Source organism: Polynucleobacter sp. MWH-Creno-3A4, assembly GCF_018881885.1.
Lineage (GTDB): Bacteria > Pseudomonadota > Gammaproteobacteria > Burkholderiales > Burkholderiaceae > Polynucleobacter.
This window is the reverse complement of record NZ_JACXSA010000003.1, coordinates 29,803-44,019: the sequence shown is the minus strand read 5'-3', so window position 1 is coordinate 44,019 and position 14,217 is coordinate 29,803. Positions and strand designations below refer to the sequence as shown.

The following is a 14,217-nucleotide window of genomic DNA, read 5'->3' as shown; positions in this document are numbered from 1 at the left end:
TAACTTTGGCAAACTTTCTGCTTTTTGCTTTATACAACAAAGACTTAGCCCCTTAACCGGGGCTTTTTCTTTTTCTGTAAAAGACTCTACCCACCAGCCTACCCACCAGCAAAACATTGCTTGATTTAGTATTTTTGCGTAGATAAGCCAAACGGACTCAATTCAAGTATTAGCAATCAATCCTCAAATCTTTCCCTTGTAAGGGGAAGGTTTAACAACTTATCTTTTGGGGCCATGGTGGCTGACTTAAGGTTTCTTTCTTCATCCTCTACGGATGCCTCAAAGTCTCGAATACGTTGCAATTCAAGTGCCTTTGCTTCAGCCAATTTTGAGGCTGGAATTACTTTGCCTTCTTTAATTAGACGTTCCAATTGGAATTGCTTAAAGGTTTGCGTCTTCACCTTGCCGACAAATTCAACATTTCCTAAATCATCTTTGTCCATAAAAAAATCCCATATTCAGAAGGGTAGTACTCAGTACTAATAAATGCCTGGAGACCCCTTTGTAACCTTTTTTACTACTTTGCAAATTTCTACATTTAAATAGGTAAAAAAGTCTAAGCTTTCAAAATCTAAGGCATCTTCGAATTCTGGAGAATTTTTACATTCATCCCAGTCTTTGGCTGAATTAAACGTAAGGATAATTGTCTCGCGATTGCTTACATCGTAGAGGTATTCAATGCTCTCGGGCCATGGCCAGCAACGTTCAAGTTGTTTACTCATGTTATCTAAATTTTTTGTGTCCTCGGTGATATCCATGGCTGTAAGACTTCCGATCGAGGATTTCCACTCTTCAAATTCAGCCGAGTCCCATGCTTCACAATTAATAATTACCTTAAGCATTTCTTCTTCCTAAAAATATCGTGTCTGTTCGTACAATTTAAGCATAAATCTAAATGCTAATTTTGAATTGAAAGGCTAATATGACACCCAGAACGCTAACCAGACAGGAAATGTATGACTTAGTATGGTCAAAGCCAATGACGCAGCTTGCGGAAGAATTTGAGTTATCTGATGTTGGCTTAAGAAAGATCTGTAAAGCAGCAAAAGTGCCCACGCCTGGCCTCGGATATTGGGCAAAGTTGGCAAATGGCAAGAAAGTCATTAAGACTGAGTTACCAGCGTTGTATCCATTCCAATCTCAATTTCTCCATATAGGCGGGGGTTCTCGTAGTCGCTATGGTTATTTCGACGAACCAGAGAAAACGGATGATGAGTTGGCTCAAATGGAGTTGCCACCTCCTCCAAAATTCGATGAAACGATTGATGAGGTGAGGTTGAAGATTGAGGCTCTCGTTCCCTTAATCCCTATTCCCAAAAGCATTAGCAAGCCCCATCCAATTACTGAGAGATTATTGGGCTACGACGCCGATATCGCAAAAGAAAAATACTGCTTTTATAAGCCTAGGTATCAACATCCTGCAGGGCTAAGACTGTTGTTAGCACTTAATAGTTTCTTTACTTACTTCGAGAAGTTGGGGTTCAGGATAAAAGTTCACGGCTCTAGAACGCAATCTATGAGCGTCGACATGGATGGTAGTTACCACTACTTTAGATTCGTTTGCTTTGATGATGGCAATCACTTTTATCGCAGGAAGAGTTCCCCCGGAAAGGCTTACGGCTTTAGTTGGACAAGCGACCAAGATCGAATGTCGGAGAACAAAGACTATCGAGAATATGTAGATATCACTCCGGAAATCCTAAGAGACCTCGCTATTGAGCTATTGATGGATATTGAGGAGCGTAAGAGAAGTAATATCGAATGGTTATATCAACGTCAAGTTGATAAGAAAAATGAAGCAATTGCGAATATTGCAGAAAGAAAGGCTAAGGCTACACTTCGCCGCAAGCAGGAGGCTGATCGAATAATTGAAAATCGTTTGAGATTAATGAGTCAAGCCTTAAAGGACATTAGAAGGGCTGAAAAAATTCAGGAATTAATTGATGCTCTAGATAAGAAGGTTGAATCTGCGAGCAAAGAGATTCCTGGCTACAAAAAATGGCGTGCGTGGGCCATTCATCAGGTGAACTCAACTGATCCGCGCAACATGTCAATTAAGAGGGTGGGGCGATGGGTAGAGCGTTTTCATTTGAAATAGGATGTAAGGCTCAAATCGTGAGCCTTTGCTGTGGCACTCTCTATTTATAGGCCCCTTAAATTCATCTCTAGGAGTATTTCATTCGTCTTATAGAATGAAAGAATCATGATTAATCAATTCGTCACTGCACTTGCGTTTTCTGCAACCAAGCATCGAGATCAACGTCGCAAGGATGTTGAGGCATCGCCTTATATCAATCACCCTATTTCACTAGTCGATGTTCTCGTAAACGAGGGCGGGGTTCTAAATTGGGATGTCCTATGTGCTGCCTTATTGCATGACACTATTGAAGATACTGAAACTACGGCTGAAGAGTTAACTAAAACATTCGGAAAAAACGTATCCTCAATCGTTTTAGAGGTAACGGACGATAAAGCCTTGCCTAAAGCAGAGCGTAAGTTACAACAAATTGCCCATGCCGCTCATTCCTCTCATGAGGCAAAGTTAGTTAAGTTGGCTGACAAAATCTGTAATTTGCGAGATATCTTGTCCTCTCCCCCTAGTGGTTGGGATACCAACAGGAAGCAGGAATACTTTGAATGGGCAGCTGCTGTGGTTGCTGGAATTAGAGGGTCGAACTCCAAGTTAGAGAAAGTATTTGATGCTTTACTTGAAAAAGGCAGGGCCGAGTATCAAACTGAGATAGGTAAGTAACACTCATGGCAAGTCTGAGTAAGTCAAAGATCATTGCCCACCGCCAGTGCCCTAAACGCCTATGGCTGCAAATAAATCGGCCTGATCTTATCCAAATTAGCGCAGCAACCCAGGTTAGATTTGATGAGGGCAACAAAGTCGGAGATATTGCTCGCCAGAATTATCCAGGCGGAGTTTTTATAGAGACTCTTAATCGAGTAGAGGCTATCGCCCAAACTAAAGAGGCTGTAACGAAACGCCAAACAATCTTCGAAGGCGCTTTCTTTGAAGAGAATGTCATGATTCGCGCAGATTTACTCTTCCCTGAAAAAGATGGATATCGCCTAGTGGAGGTTAAATCTTCTACTGGCGTGAAAAGCTACCATGTTGATGATGTAACAGTTCAAAGTTGGGTCATGGAGAAGTCAGGTTGTTCTCCAACGAGCATGGCCCTAGCTTATATCAACAATAAATTTATCTATCAAGGCGATGGAAATTACCAAGGTTTATTTGCTGAGACCGATTTATCAAACCAGGTAAAGCCGAATATGTCTCAAGTGCAATCTTGGGTTGATGCTGCCGAAAAAACCTTAGCCTTAACGGTTGAGCCAACGATTGCGCCAGGTGAGCAATGTATGGATCCATTTACGTGTGACTTTATTAGCTATTGCTCTCCGCCCGAAGAGGGCGTTGAATACCCAGTAGAAATACTGCCTTATGGAAAAGCAATTGCATTAGAGTTGAGAAATGAAGGATACATAGATTTGCGTGATGTGCCAGTCGAGCGTTTGAGTAACCCCAAACATCTCAAAGTGCATGCGGCTACCCTCCGTGGCCAGGCTATTCTGGAGTCTGAGGCTATTAAACAAATACAGGCTTTGCCATATCCTCGCTACTACCTCGATTTTGAAACAATAGGTTTTGCTATTCCAATCTGGGCAGGTACTCGTCCTTATATGCAACTCCCATTTCAGTGGTCATGCCATATTGAGCAGTCCGATGGATCAATGACTCATAAAGAATTTTTAGATCTTTCAGGAAATGACCCTCGGGAAATGTTTGCAAAAACATTGATAGAGGCTGTCTCTAAAGATGGACCTGTAATTGTTTACAACGCTGGATTTGAGGGCGCGCGTATTAAAGAGTTGGCCTTAGCCTTTCCGCATCTCGCTTCAGAGCTATTGGCTATTCCTGAGCGCTTCTTTGATTTGCTGCCAATAGCGCGTAATTATTACTACCATCCTGATATGAAGGGCTCTTGGTCAATCAAAGATGTTTTGCCAACAATCGCACCTGAATTGGACTATGCAAATCTAGAGGTTAGTGATGGGACAATGGCACAAGAGGCATATAAAGAAGCTATCCATAGCCAAACCACTCCAGAGCGAAAAGAAGTAGTAAGGCGTGCAATGCTCAAGTATTGCGAGCAAGATACTATCGCTATGCTCAAAATTGTTAGGGCCTGGAGCGCTGATTGATCTTGACACAATGAATCAAAAGTCTGCATAATTCAATCTACATCAAGAGATGGCTTTGTCGCCACAGCAACCTGCTAACGCAGTAAGGTGCTAAAAAGATGAGACCCCGAGTGGGTAATCAAAAGCGACAAACCCACCTATTTTGGTGGGTTTTTTATTGAGCAAAAGCTTCTCTAGCTCAATATTTGAGCCTTCCAGTCTTGATAATTTGTTTGTAGACATGAATCAATTAATTGGAGGTCTTATGCGCGATTACACATACTTAGGCGGTGCCCGATTCACTATAAACAATCTCTTTCGTAGCCTCAGGTTTGATATTGATCGTCTCGATATGAGCTGGGTTGATGGGGATAAGCCAGAATTTACAAGAGGGCTGCGTGTTGTGGATAACGATGAAGTCAATACGATTACCGTTGATGGCGAGGATGGTGACAACTTGATCTATAGCCTTACCTACATCTTTAGCAAAGAGGATGGTCATGAGGCTTTTAGAGCTGCAACAGATGCATATTTACTCGTTGCACTAGAAACAAAGGAGTTTTTGGTGACGAACCAAAAAAAGAATCCTGAGGGAAAGCCTGAGGTAGTGGAGGCTGTTATCCACTAAGCGAACCGAGTAGCAAGTGTTTAAGGGGCGGATTTAAACCGAATTGCCAAGCCCAGACATTCGTTGAATTGGCTAAAGAGGAGAGGTAAATGAATATTCAGTTAATACAAATAGAGCAGTTGCAAAAAAATGGTTTTCCAAGAGAACTAAGACCTCAAAAATTATCCGAGTATGAATATGTTGGGATTGCTATAGAAGATCAGGGATCCTACTACTACTGGGCTAGAGGGGTTAGCTTAAGAATTACTGAGCAGGAGTATCGCTACATAAAGGCCAATCCAAAGTTGTATTACTTCTCTACCGCACTAAAGTTGCACTTAAAGATTGATAGATATCTTCATAGCGAGGATTTCGATGGACTTTGATCGATCGGGTTTAATTGCGCTAATTAAAAGCGAATTCAAGCTTGATTGGCAGGGCATACATGGGGCCAATCATTGGGCGCGGGTACTCAACCATGGGAAAAATATCGGTCAAATCCGTAAGGCCGATTTATTGGTAGTAGAGCTCTTTGGCTTCTTGCATGACAGTTGTCGCTTTAATGATGGTAGAGATCCTAAGCATGGAGAGCGGGCGGCAGAATTTGCTCATGGCATCCATGGAGACTTTTACCAGTTAACCCCAAAGCAACTAGATGCGCTTTGCTATGCGATGCAGCACCATTCTGGTGGAGAGGTTTCAACCAATAGAACAATTCAAACTTGCTGGGATGCCGATCGATTAGATTTAGGAAGGGTTGGTATCTTTCCCTCTCCACAATTTCTTTCGCAGGAAGCTTCACTTTTTATCGATCTTGCCTATGACTGGAGTACGCAGGCACCAAGGAAATCCCATGTCAGATAACAATGATTCTGGAGGGATCATTGGGACAATTATTTCTGTCTTGATACTGGCCGCAATCTGGCCTTATCTATTGGCATTACTGGGTATCTATATTGCCTATATGGTCGTTTTGGCGATGCTGGCATGGATTGCCGAAAATTGGATATTGACGATTAGCTTTATAGCGGGAATCCTAGCAATCTATTGCATCTTCAAATACAAACTTATTAGCAAGGCCTGGAAGTATGTATTTGCGAAAGCCCAACCAAAGCCGATTGAAGTCGCACTTGGCGATTTGCCAAACTTATCAGAGAGGGCATTCATTCCCTCAACCAATCTATATTGCTATTGGTGTACTAAAAAGCTAGGAATGCAGGCATTTAGGTTTTCTGATAAGTATTATTGCAAAGAATGTTACGAAAATATGAGGCACTCACATATAAAAAATGGCAGTGATGGTTAGAGCTCTATCTTCTCAATTTAGTGCTAATGCTTTCAATGATTTTTTTGTCAGCCAAAGGGTGTAGGTTTAACCAATTCGATTTTGCAGTTAGCGCTATTTTCTTCTCATCCTCGGTAATCTCGTTTTCAATATCCGATACGGAAGTAGCGGCGTCTTTGTCCCCATTCATCGCGGCTATGCTAAACCATTGGTAAGCCTCGACAAGATCTTTATCTACGCCATTTCCATTTAAATAAAGTTCGCCAATATTGTTAATGGAATCCATGAAGCCCTGTGCTGCGGCAAGTTTGTACCAAAAAAGTGCGAGCTTATAGTCGATTCCAAAATCATCATTCATATGGTAATTCCATCCCATATCATGTTGAGCTTGATCGAATCCTTGCTCGGCAGAAAGAATCGTCCAGAAGATTTCTGCGGATGAATTTTTTTCAGTGCCCCACCCATTTTTAAGTGCAAAGGCCAGGCCATACTGCCCGTATTTGTCTCCTAGTTCGGCTGATAATTTGTAATAACGAAATGCTTTATCGTAATTAATGGGAACGCCAAGCCCATAAGTATATATTTGCGCTAATTTATTTAATGCAGCAGCTGATTTTTTTTCAGCAGATTGCTCTAGGTAGTTAATTGCTTTGATTACATCTTTTTCTACTCTGATCCCCTGCAGATAGTAATCAGCCAGTTCAAGCATTGCAGAAAGAGAGCCTTTTTTTGAAGCAACCTCTAAGCCGGCAACCTCTAATTCAGAGTTAAATGGTAAATCTGGATTAGCTATTAGAGTTTCAACCATGAGTAAAGCATGCCATTTGCTGATATTCGCAATATTTAAGGTGTCAACTAACTCTTGGATTTGGGCTAAAGTAACAGCAGACCAATCTGGTTGTATTTTCTCCTCGTTAAAATATTGCGTCAATACTGTAGCAAGAGGCTCCTTAAGTCGGTGCCTTAGTGCTGCAGAGTGCCTTGCTGAATCATCATCCAATCTAAGTTCTTCCATGACTCTCTCTTTATCTAGTTATAGAGTTGAATTGATTTCAGCAATTCATTTTTAACTTTATTTTTTAGGCTTGCGGGGCTGATGACTTCAACACCAGAGCCATGCTTCAAAATATCCATGATCAACTCGGGATCTTGGTTGTAATCAAATTCAAGGTTGTAATAGCCTTCTTTATCAAAGCTGCCCACTTGCTGTCCATGCCAGTGCTCGCCAGCTACCCAGCGAGCATGCTCAGGCGTAAAGCGTAACTTCGCCCTTTGGGTGGCTTTACCTGAAAAGATGCCATAACTCTCGGCAAAGTGATCATGACAATCCTTTTCGGCCACTTCTTGAGTCTTCTTATTTGTTAATACAGCGCTTCTAATGCCATCAATAGCAAAGCTACGCAAATCATTGCGCATATGGCAGTAAGCGTCGAGATACCAATTCTCGCGGTAGTAGATAAGTCGCTGGGGAGATATCTCTCGCTTGGTATCTTCGCCTTTACCCTTTGAGTAATAGTTAATTTCAAGGCGATTACGTTTAAGAAGGGCAGCGCCAATCTCGGAGAAGTTTTCAATAGAGTTCTTGCGAGAGCCAAGACCGATAACCTTAATACGTTTACGCAGCTCCTTGGCTGAAGTTTCGCTTTGACCCAAGATGCCATCAATAATGGCTGTGAGTGGTTCAATGTGTGGACCAATCAAGCCACCTTGATCAAGTGATGAAAGTAGGTGCTGCATCAATACAAGGGCAGTAGCCTCTTTTTCAGAGAACCAAAGCCCAGGCATTTCTATCTTGTCTAATTGATCTGGATTCTCGAACTTATAGCCTCCCATGAATCGGTCATAAACGATAGAGGCCTTTAAACGGCTACGCAGGTACTCAAGGTCACGCTTAAAGGTGGCGGGGGAGATCTCTAGCTCATCTAAGAAATCCTCCCTGGGGACGCATTTACGCTGCTGAATCATGTACTTAATGCGGTGTAGACGTTCTAAATCACTCATCAAGGCTCCAAATAGGACATTTATTGTTTTTATAACTTTAATCAGTTTAAGGCTCATTTAATGAGCTAGCAAGTAATTAATCTACCTATACACAGCTAAATGCTTAATCTGTAGGGAGTTCAAAATGATCAAATTTATCGGTATTTTCTTTATGTTTTTGAGTTGGGCCGCTTCATCGAATGGGCTTAGTCTGAGCCTAGCGCTGTGGTTTCTATTTGGCCTCTTTTTAGTGTGTAGCCAAGGTATCTTTGGTCACCTCCTATTTGTAGAGCGAGAGAAGGTACGCGCCCAATACAGGAGAAGAAGATGAGCGAACCACTCTCAAAACTTAATTGTGCGGTAGGTGATTTAGCCATCACTGTGAACTGCAAGATTCCTGAAAACCTCGGCAATATTGTGCGCATTGTTTCGTCCGGCGGATTTCAAGAATGGCAAGGGTATAGCGAACCGCTTTACACCTGGAATGTAGAAGTAGCCACTGAAGGTGGCGCACTATTTTATGAAGGCGAAGACGGTATTGAGGCATATACCTCAGGGCCAGCTCCAGATATTTACCTTAGGCGCTTGACTCCACCGCAAGGATATCTTTTAGAAGAATTCTCCGAGTCAGAGCAGTTGCAAATAGAGTTATATGAGCAAGACTGTTTAGAGGGCGTTGAGTAATTGGAAAAACCTGTAATACACCACGCCATCCCAGAGGACGAGAAGATCTATCGCAGACCAATTGCGCTGTACTTTGGCGGCCCATGGACTACTCGGCAGCAGGAGATATTGGATAAGCGTGCAATTAAATGGGATTGCTCATATGAATTTGTTTTAAATGATGACTTTGCTGACACGATTAATAGCTATAGCAACGCTCGCGCAGATAGCGATAAAAATTATTTTGACTACTGCCTTTTAATCCATTCGGGTATTAGCGAGGTCTACTCGCCTAAGGTCTGGACTGATAGTTATACCCACAATGGGTTTAGATATCCCAGGCTAATACTTAAAGACGGCTTCATCCGAGACAAAAATAGAGTCAAACGTTTTTTTCTAAGAGATGAAGTCATAGACCTGATCGGGCAGACTCTTGAAGAGCATACCGAGTATGAATATATTGAATTTAAAAGGTTAAAGAATGTCTAGAAACGGACACATTCATTTACGTTGTGAACTAGGTTGTATCGCTATGATTACCGATAGCAAGTTCTCGGTTAATCGCGGCTTGATTGTGAAGGTGATTGAGCCTATGGGCTTGATGCGTTGGCCGGGCTTTGATATAGAGGTCATGCCAATCTGGCGCGTACAAGTATTGGCTCAGGGCCATACGATTTGTTATCACCTACCCAAAAAAGGGGAGTTGAGGCATGAGAAAGTGGGTTTGGTTCCAGATCGATTCTTGCGATGCCTTACCCCTTTGTCTGGGCAAATGCGTTTTGAGTTTGAGGACTATGAGCCCGAACCTAATCTAGAGCCAATGGCGCTCTAATAACTGAAGAAAAAATAATGAAAAAATTAATCATCCTTGCTGTATTAAGCGCTGCAAGCAACATTGGTTTCGCTCAACCTATTCAGACATTACCAAATGGAGCGGGCGGCTATAACACCTATGGTCGCAACGGGGCACTCACTCAGACATTGCCTAATGGGGCTGGCGGTTACAACTCTTATGGTCCAAATGGGCAGTTGACACAGACATTACCTAACGGCGCCGGTGGTTACAACACCTATTCACCAAATGGACAATTAACTCAAACTTTGCCCAATGGCGCAGGAGGTTACAACACGTATGGACCCAATGGAGGAGTGACTCAAACATTGCCCAGTGGTGCGGGCGGTTACAACACCTACACACCTAATGGAAACCTCATACAGACTCTGCCCAATGGGGCTGGCGGGTGGAATACTTACTGACAATAACCGGTTGTTAGGAAAGCATCCATTGACTCAATTCCTGGATCTGCTTTTCTGAGATTCCGGTATTTGGGTTGCAGCGAATGAGTTCTGGGCAAGGAGTTGGGAATTCCCAATAGGAGTCGTCTAAGGCCTTCCAGTTACTAACTCCATGAGATTGTAAAAAATTCACAATCTCCTGATAGCGTGGATGTTTGCCAATGACTGGCGATCCAGTAACGCCAATAACAAGACTGGAGATTGAGCTTGGTAATAGTTTCTGTAGCTTTTCAAGGCTATGTGTAAAGCGCCAGCTCGAAGAAATGACAATTCTAATATTTGATCCTTCAAGAACTTCCTCAAGCATATGAACCCTATTGAAAGGGTCTTCACCAGCGAAGTGGGTTGGATGAAGTACCCCATCAAAATCTAAGAAGAGTAATTTATTCATAATACGTCAGCAAATTCTAGCCATTCGTGCCTACAAGCAGCGCACCTTCTTGAGCTTGGATACTTTGGGGGTGGTGGATCACCCAGTTCTCTTTGCTTAACAATCTTTTGTTTAAAAAACTCCCCACGTTTTTTTCCACATTTGGGGCAGTAAAGGTTGATGGTGTGTGGTTTGGCTTTCGGATCATCATGTAAGTGCGCCTCAAAACTCATAGCAGTAATCCACTCTGGGGATTGCATGGTCTTGCAGGGCACTTTAATGTTTTCTATCTGAAATACATCACCTCGAACACTAAGCTTTATGGTTGGCCCCGCAGGCCTTGCAGCTAAGAATGAAAGTACAACCCCAGAATTGACTTCAATATAGCCTCTCCAATTGATTGCTTTCTCAACCAAGCATCTTGTTTGGACTCCTCTTACGCAGAAGATGGCCTCGCCATTAAAGAGCGCAATATAAAGCTCTTCAGCTAAAGAAGCCTTCGTCGTATTTCTGGGCTTTAATCGTTTCAATACCGCCAGAAACTCCTCGGTATCGATGATCATTTCTGCAATCATTATCTTTTGCTGGGCGAGTAGCCAATCCGATTTCCGTTGTTATCAAAGACATTAGTCACGCCTGTCGGAGATTGGGTCTCATACCCAATACGGTTGCCGCTGTTGTCATACACCCCGTTATTGGCGTTGTAGTTGTACTGACTGTTGTTGTAGTTATATGGGGAGTTATTGTAGTTATACGAACTGTTGTTGTAGTTGTACTGGCTATTGTTGTAATTGAAGGGTGAGTTTTCCCAACTAGTTACCTGGGCATAGCTGAGGCTGGAGATAAGATGGGCGCCAATAAAAAGTAACCGTTTCATTGCTTACCAACCTTTCGCTGAAGGCGCCTGAGGTGCTTGGCGTGGAGTATTTATCGATGTATTAGGGCTTGCATAAATAGGGGTTGTAGATGTTCCTTGGTACGCGCCCTGAGGACTATAAAAATTAGTTTGCCCGTTATCGGTCTGAAACGACTGAACATTCTGACCGGTAGCGTTATAGACATTAGTTACGCCACTTGGCGATGTTTGGCTATAGCCGCGGTATTCACCAGTCGGACCATAAATAGCCTGGGCAGAAGCTCCGCGCACCAAAAGAACCGCTTGGGCAATCAAAAGTAGGGTGATGAGGTATTTCATGGGGAGTTCCCAAAAAGTTTCAATGGATCCAGAATAAAAACCCACAAGATCACCTAATGAGCTAGTAGCTCAAGAAAATGAAAAAACTAACAAATTTCATAAAGAGCCCATGCTAAGTACCCTTGTATTCGTTACCTTCATGCCACTGCAGGTTTCTCCAACCGGGCAATCCACTGTGCCTTTATCAAGGCCATTGGCAGTTGCCGCCTATGTGGATACCGCAAAGATTTTAGGTTTACCCAAGTTCAAACTTAGGGATTCAAAAGGTAATCTTTATTCACCATACAAGGCAATGATGCAAGAACCCTCTGCGATCGTTCTGCAACATGCTGGTATGCCAATGGTCAGCGATATAACCATGCGCAAAGCCTACATTCAATCCTACGTAAAGCGCTAAAACTATTATGAAATTTGCAATTCAATCAATTAGTGGTCTTGCGGCAGTCCTATTCGGATTCTTATTACTCGCCAATGTTGGCATAACCAGCGCAGGCAGAGGTGAGCTCGAGTCCCTAACTGCAATTGAAAAAGCTGTCATCACAGAAACTATTCAGGCCGATGGCACGGTAGTAGAGATTGATGAACTCACTACCTTGGTGAAATCGCAGTTAGTGGTTGATTCAGAATCACAAGCCGACTTGCCATATAACTCCACGCTATCTAAGTTAGAAGTGCTTGAAGCTTACACAATCACCCCTAAGGGAGAGAAGATCCCGGTAGCAGCCAATGCCATTCGCACAGTTGAGGATGACAATAGCTCGGGTGCAGCCATGTTCTCAGATCAAAAACACAAGATCATCATCTTTCCAAAAGTAACGCCAGGCTCAAAGACCTATTACAAGACTAAGCTCACTACCTATAAGCCTCTATTGCCAGGCTATTTCTATACTAGGTTGATCTTCTCACCTAATGTGGAGGTGAAGTCTTATGAGTACAACCTCAGTTATCCAGAAGACTTAAAACTCTATACCGACATTAAAGACGTTAAACAAACGAAAGATGAAGTGGTTAATGGCGTACGTCATGTGAGCTACACCTATCAAAACCTCAAGATGAAGAAAAAAGAGCCATACCAGGTCTCTAGTAACGACTATGCTCCTCATATTTATATTTCAAGCTTCCCAAGTCAAGAGGCTTTTGCTAAGGCGTATGAAGATCGCATTAAAGATAAATTCATCATCACCCCGGAAATTCAGAAGCAAGCTGACGAGATCACTAAAGGGCTTGAGAAGAAGGTTCAAAATGATCCAAAACTCGACCTCAAAAAAGAACAGGCCAAGGCGATCTATCACTGGGTAGCCAGAAACATTCGTTATGTTGCCATTTATCTTGCTGATGGTGGCATCGTGCCACACGATGCCAATAGCGTGCTGAAAAACCGCTATGGTGACTGTAAAGATCACAATGCACTCTTGATTACGTTATTGGCGGCAAAGGGCATTGATGCCACCAGTGCATTAATTAACTCAGGCAATGCCTATGTACTCCCCAAATACCCAGTCCTGGGACCGTTTAATCATGTCATCACCTATATCCCAGCCTGGAATCTATTTCTAGACTCTACGGATGAGATGGCAAGTTACGGCACGTTGCCCTCAGATGAGCTGGATAAGCCTGTACTGCTTACTAAATTAGCAAAGGTAGGGCGCACACCTAAGCCGAAGAAGGAGGATAGCGAGATGGCTACTGGTATCTCTATGCAGATAGAGAAAGATGGGCGTATTACAGGTAAGGCTCACACAATGTACTTTGGAAGCGCAGCAATCAGTGCTCGCTATAAATATGAGGGTGCCGAAACTACTTACTCAGAAAAGCTAGTTAAAAACCAGTTGGCTAAATTTAGGCAAACGGGCGAAGGCAAGATCACCACGAGTTATGTCTATGACCTAGATAAGCCTTTTACAACCGATACTGAGTTCACCTTAGACGCTATTGCGAATGTCCCTGGACCTGGCGCAATGACAGTGCCTATTGGCTTGGCGCCTGGAGAGTTGGCTGCTATTGCTAACGATAGACCGCCAGAGAAGTTCACCGTGCCATACGTTTGTTCTACCAGAATGGTGGGGGAGTCCTATCAGATCAGATTTCCTAACAACACCAAGGTAACGCGTATTCCACCTAATGTTAGTTATAAGAAGGGTGGCATTGAGTATGAAGCTACCTATAACGAAGTAAAGAACAATATCTTTGTTATCAGAAAGCTAGCAATACAAAGACCAGGAGCAGTCTGCAAGCCAGAAGAGTTACAGAACTGGAAGGCTTTCTATCAAGTCTTTATTAAAGATATGCGAGGACAGATTTTTTATGAGTAACGATAAAGAGCTTGCTATTGTTTATGTATCTTCCAAAGGAAGAATTTGTCCCAATCCGCAGGAGTGGATGGCGCTCTCAGAAATTATTGGTATGAACGGCCCCGGTCGCAAGCTTGCACCGCTAATACTTGCTGGATGGGCATTTACGTCAGATGCGCAAAAAAGAGCAAGAGTAATTGAGCAAATTGAATATGTCTTTAGTAGCAAGCCTGAGCTTAGTGAAGCATTCTGCAAAATGCTGTACTCATTTTCTGAGGCTCAATGGTATGTGGGTGCCGAGCCCCCAAGTTCTTCGGCCTGGGATGGCGCATGACACTGCTT

At 42.9% G+C, this 14,217-nt stretch carries 22 protein-coding genes and 1 riboswitch; of the genes, 14 read left to right on the top strand and 8 right to left on the bottom strand.

Translation table 11 applies throughout. From position 1 onward, the window contains the following. Positions 1 to 176: 176 nt before the first annotated feature. Together IEN92_RS08875 and IEN92_RS08870 are read right to left on the bottom strand one after the other, a co-directional pair. Positions 177 to 443: a hypothetical protein gene (locus IEN92_RS08875; RefSeq protein ID WP_216162895.1), complete on the bottom strand. Its 267-nt coding sequence runs from the start codon at positions 441 to 443 to the stop codon at positions 177 to 179. 36 nt (positions 444 to 479) lie between these two features. Further along, a complete protein-coding gene (locus IEN92_RS08870) occupies positions 480 to 842 on the bottom strand; it encodes a hypothetical protein (RefSeq protein WP_216162892.1) in 363 nt (120 codons plus the stop codon). 110 nt (positions 843 to 952) lie between these two features. Between IEN92_RS08870 and IEN92_RS08865 the strand changes: the two genes are divergently transcribed. The 7 genes from IEN92_RS08865 to IEN92_RS08835 all read left to right on the top strand — a co-directional run bounded on the left by IEN92_RS08865 (position 953) and on the right by IEN92_RS08835 (position 6,101). Then, the gene (locus tag IEN92_RS08865) at positions 953 to 2,098 is read left to right on the top strand and encodes a hypothetical protein (RefSeq protein ID WP_216162889.1); all 1,146 of its coding nucleotides are present in this window, start codon (positions 953 to 955) and stop codon (positions 2,096 to 2,098) included. A 108-nt stretch (positions 2,099 to 2,206) separates the two neighbouring features. Beyond that, a complete protein-coding gene (locus tag IEN92_RS08860; RefSeq protein WP_216162900.1) occupies positions 2,207 to 2,752 on the top strand; it encodes an HD domain-containing protein in 546 nt (181 codons plus the stop codon). A 5-nt stretch (positions 2,753 to 2,757) separates the two neighbouring features. After that, entirely contained in the window at positions 2,758 to 4,209 is a 1,452-nt protein-coding gene (locus IEN92_RS08930) for a DUF2779 domain-containing protein (protein WP_255539828.1), read from the top strand. A gap of 34 nt (positions 4,210 to 4,243) precedes the next feature. Beyond that, positions 4,244 to 4,341: riboswitch (SAM-I-IV-variant riboswitch) on the top strand. A gap of 112 nt (positions 4,342 to 4,453) precedes the next feature. Next, positions 4,454 to 4,816 carry a hypothetical protein gene (locus IEN92_RS08850; protein WP_215340631.1) on the top strand — a complete coding sequence of 121 codons (363 nt, stop codon included), beginning with the start codon at positions 4,454 to 4,456 and terminating at the stop codon, positions 4,814 to 4,816. A gap of 89 nt (positions 4,817 to 4,905) precedes the next feature. Beyond that, complete coding sequence (locus IEN92_RS08845; RefSeq protein ID WP_216162886.1) at positions 4,906 to 5,181, top strand: hypothetical protein; 276 nt, start codon at positions 4,906 to 4,908, stop codon at positions 5,179 to 5,181. Beyond that, a complete protein-coding gene (locus tag IEN92_RS08840) occupies positions 5,171 to 5,659 on the top strand; it encodes a hypothetical protein (RefSeq protein ID WP_216162883.1) in 489 nt (162 codons plus the stop codon). The genes IEN92_RS08845 and IEN92_RS08840 overlap by 11 nt, the downstream gene beginning before the upstream one ends. Beyond that, positions 5,649 to 6,101: a hypothetical protein gene (locus tag IEN92_RS08835; protein ID WP_216162879.1), complete on the top strand. Its 453-nt coding sequence runs from the start codon at positions 5,649 to 5,651 to the stop codon at positions 6,099 to 6,101. Before IEN92_RS08840 ends, IEN92_RS08835 begins: the two co-directional genes overlap by 11 nt. 4 nt (positions 6,102 to 6,105) lie before the next feature. Here IEN92_RS08835 and IEN92_RS08830 read toward each other — a convergent pair whose 3' ends face one another. Continuing rightward, a complete protein-coding gene (locus IEN92_RS08830; protein WP_216162876.1) occupies positions 6,106 to 7,095 on the bottom strand; it encodes a tetratricopeptide repeat protein in 990 nt (329 codons plus the stop codon). A gap of 14 nt (positions 7,096 to 7,109) precedes the next feature. Beyond that, positions 7,110 to 8,081, bottom strand: coding sequence for a YafY family protein (locus IEN92_RS08825; RefSeq protein ID WP_216162873.1), 972 nt, complete (start codon positions 8,079 to 8,081; stop codon positions 7,110 to 7,112). Between the two features lie 306 nt (positions 8,082 to 8,387). Here IEN92_RS08825 and IEN92_RS08820 point away from each other — a divergent pair, with 306 nt between their 5' ends. The 4 genes from IEN92_RS08820 to IEN92_RS08805 are packed head-to-tail and all read left to right on the top strand — an operon-like array spanning position 8,388 to position 9,980. Continuing rightward, entirely contained in the window at positions 8,388 to 8,744 is a 357-nt protein-coding gene (locus tag IEN92_RS08820; protein WP_216162870.1) for a hypothetical protein, read from the top strand. Further along, complete coding sequence (locus IEN92_RS08815; protein ID WP_216162868.1) at positions 8,745 to 9,212, top strand: hypothetical protein; 468 nt, start codon at positions 8,745 to 8,747, stop codon at positions 9,210 to 9,212. Between the two features lie 43 nt (positions 9,213 to 9,255). Further along, on the top strand, positions 9,256 to 9,555 hold the full coding sequence (locus tag IEN92_RS08810) for a hypothetical protein (RefSeq protein ID WP_216162866.1): 300 nt from the start codon (positions 9,256 to 9,258) through the stop codon (positions 9,553 to 9,555). Between the two features lie 17 nt (positions 9,556 to 9,572). Continuing rightward, entirely contained in the window at positions 9,573 to 9,980 is a 408-nt protein-coding gene (locus IEN92_RS08805; RefSeq protein ID WP_216162863.1) for a hypothetical protein, read from the top strand. A 13-nt stretch (positions 9,981 to 9,993) separates the two neighbouring features. Here IEN92_RS08805 and IEN92_RS08800 read toward each other — a convergent pair whose 3' ends face one another. Genes IEN92_RS08800 through IEN92_RS08785 form a run of 4 tightly spaced genes read right to left on the bottom strand, consistent with a single transcriptional unit; the run spans position 9,994 to position 11,584 of the window. Beyond that, the gene (locus IEN92_RS08800; RefSeq protein ID WP_216162860.1) at positions 9,994 to 10,410 is read right to left on the bottom strand and encodes an HAD domain-containing protein; all 417 of its coding nucleotides are present in this window, start codon (positions 10,408 to 10,410) and stop codon (positions 9,994 to 9,996) included. Then, complete coding sequence (locus tag IEN92_RS08795) at positions 10,407 to 10,964, bottom strand: hypothetical protein (protein WP_216162857.1); 558 nt, start codon at positions 10,962 to 10,964, stop codon at positions 10,407 to 10,409. Before IEN92_RS08795 ends, IEN92_RS08800 begins: the two co-directional genes overlap by 4 nt. After that, positions 10,964 to 11,266, bottom strand: a complete 303-nt coding sequence (locus IEN92_RS08790; RefSeq protein WP_216162854.1) for a hypothetical protein — start codon at positions 11,264 to 11,266, stop codon at positions 10,964 to 10,966. Before IEN92_RS08790 ends, IEN92_RS08795 begins: the two co-directional genes overlap by 1 nt. A 3-nt stretch (positions 11,267 to 11,269) precedes the next feature. Continuing rightward, entirely contained in the window at positions 11,270 to 11,584 is a 315-nt protein-coding gene (locus tag IEN92_RS08785; protein WP_216162851.1) for a hypothetical protein, read from the bottom strand. A gap of 109 nt (positions 11,585 to 11,693) precedes the next feature. Between IEN92_RS08785 and IEN92_RS08780 the strand changes: the two genes are divergently transcribed. Genes IEN92_RS08780 through IEN92_RS08770 form a run of 3 tightly spaced genes read left to right on the top strand, consistent with a single transcriptional unit; the run spans position 11,694 to position 14,209 of the window. After that, positions 11,694 to 11,981 carry a hypothetical protein gene (locus IEN92_RS08780; protein WP_215314942.1) on the top strand — a complete coding sequence of 96 codons (288 nt, stop codon included), beginning with the start codon at positions 11,694 to 11,696 and terminating at the stop codon, positions 11,979 to 11,981. Between the two features lie 7 nt (positions 11,982 to 11,988). Further along, on the top strand, positions 11,989 to 13,896 hold the full coding sequence (locus tag IEN92_RS08775) for a DUF3857 and transglutaminase domain-containing protein (RefSeq protein WP_216162848.1): 1,908 nt from the start codon (positions 11,989 to 11,991) through the stop codon (positions 13,894 to 13,896). Next, positions 13,889 to 14,209, top strand: a complete 321-nt coding sequence (locus IEN92_RS08770) for a hypothetical protein (protein WP_216162845.1) — start codon at positions 13,889 to 13,891, stop codon at positions 14,207 to 14,209. The genes IEN92_RS08775 and IEN92_RS08770 overlap by 8 nt, the downstream gene beginning before the upstream one ends. Positions 14,210 to 14,217 lie beyond the last annotated feature (8 nt).

Coding starts and splice junctions, on each gene's coding strand:
- IEN92_RS08790 (WP_216162854.1), bottom strand. CDS start 11,266: ATGAAACGGTTACTTTTTATTGGCGCCCATCTTATCTCCAGCCTCAGC.
- IEN92_RS08840 (WP_216162883.1), top strand. CDS start 5,171: ATGGACTTTGATCGATCGGGTTTAATTGCGCTAATTAAAAGCGAATTC.
- IEN92_RS08830 (WP_216162876.1), bottom strand. CDS start 7,095: ATGGAAGAACTTAGATTGGATGATGATTCAGCAAGGCACTCTGCAGCA.
- IEN92_RS08930 (WP_255539828.1), top strand. CDS start 2,758: ATGGCAAGTCTGAGTAAGTCAAAGATCATTGCCCACCGCCAGTGCCCT.
- IEN92_RS08810 (WP_216162866.1), top strand. CDS start 9,256: ATGATTACCGATAGCAAGTTCTCGGTTAATCGCGGCTTGATTGTGAAG.
- IEN92_RS08865 (WP_216162889.1), top strand. CDS start 953: ATGTATGACTTAGTATGGTCAAAGCCAATGACGCAGCTTGCGGAAGAA.
- IEN92_RS08800 (WP_216162860.1), bottom strand. CDS start 10,410: ATGAATAAATTACTCTTCTTAGATTTTGATGGGGTACTTCATCCAACC.
- IEN92_RS08835 (WP_216162879.1), top strand. CDS start 5,649: ATGTCAGATAACAATGATTCTGGAGGGATCATTGGGACAATTATTTCT.
- IEN92_RS08770 (WP_216162845.1), top strand. CDS start 13,889: ATGAGTAACGATAAAGAGCTTGCTATTGTTTATGTATCTTCCAAAGGA.
- IEN92_RS08775 (WP_216162848.1), top strand. CDS start 11,989: ATGAAATTTGCAATTCAATCAATTAGTGGTCTTGCGGCAGTCCTATTC.
- IEN92_RS08825 (WP_216162873.1), bottom strand. CDS start 8,081: ATGAGTGATTTAGAACGTCTACACCGCATTAAGTACATGATTCAGCAG.
- IEN92_RS08785 (WP_216162851.1), bottom strand. CDS start 11,584: ATGAAATACCTCATCACCCTACTTTTGATTGCCCAAGCGGTTCTTTTG.
- IEN92_RS08780 (WP_215314942.1), top strand. CDS start 11,694: ATGCTAAGTACCCTTGTATTCGTTACCTTCATGCCACTGCAGGTTTCT.
- IEN92_RS08850 (WP_215340631.1), top strand. CDS start 4,454: ATGCGCGATTACACATACTTAGGCGGTGCCCGATTCACTATAAACAAT.
- IEN92_RS08795 (WP_216162857.1), bottom strand. CDS start 10,964: ATGATTGCAGAAATGATCATCGATACCGAGGAGTTTCTGGCGGTATTG.
- IEN92_RS08805 (WP_216162863.1), top strand. CDS start 9,573: ATGAAAAAATTAATCATCCTTGCTGTATTAAGCGCTGCAAGCAACATT.
- IEN92_RS08820 (WP_216162870.1), top strand. CDS start 8,388: ATGAGCGAACCACTCTCAAAACTTAATTGTGCGGTAGGTGATTTAGCC.
- IEN92_RS08870 (WP_216162892.1), bottom strand. CDS start 842: ATGCTTAAGGTAATTATTAATTGTGAAGCATGGGACTCGGCTGAATTT.
- IEN92_RS08845 (WP_216162886.1), top strand. CDS start 4,906: ATGAATATTCAGTTAATACAAATAGAGCAGTTGCAAAAAAATGGTTTT.
- IEN92_RS08875 (WP_216162895.1), bottom strand. CDS start 443: ATGGACAAAGATGATTTAGGAAATGTTGAATTTGTCGGCAAGGTGAAG.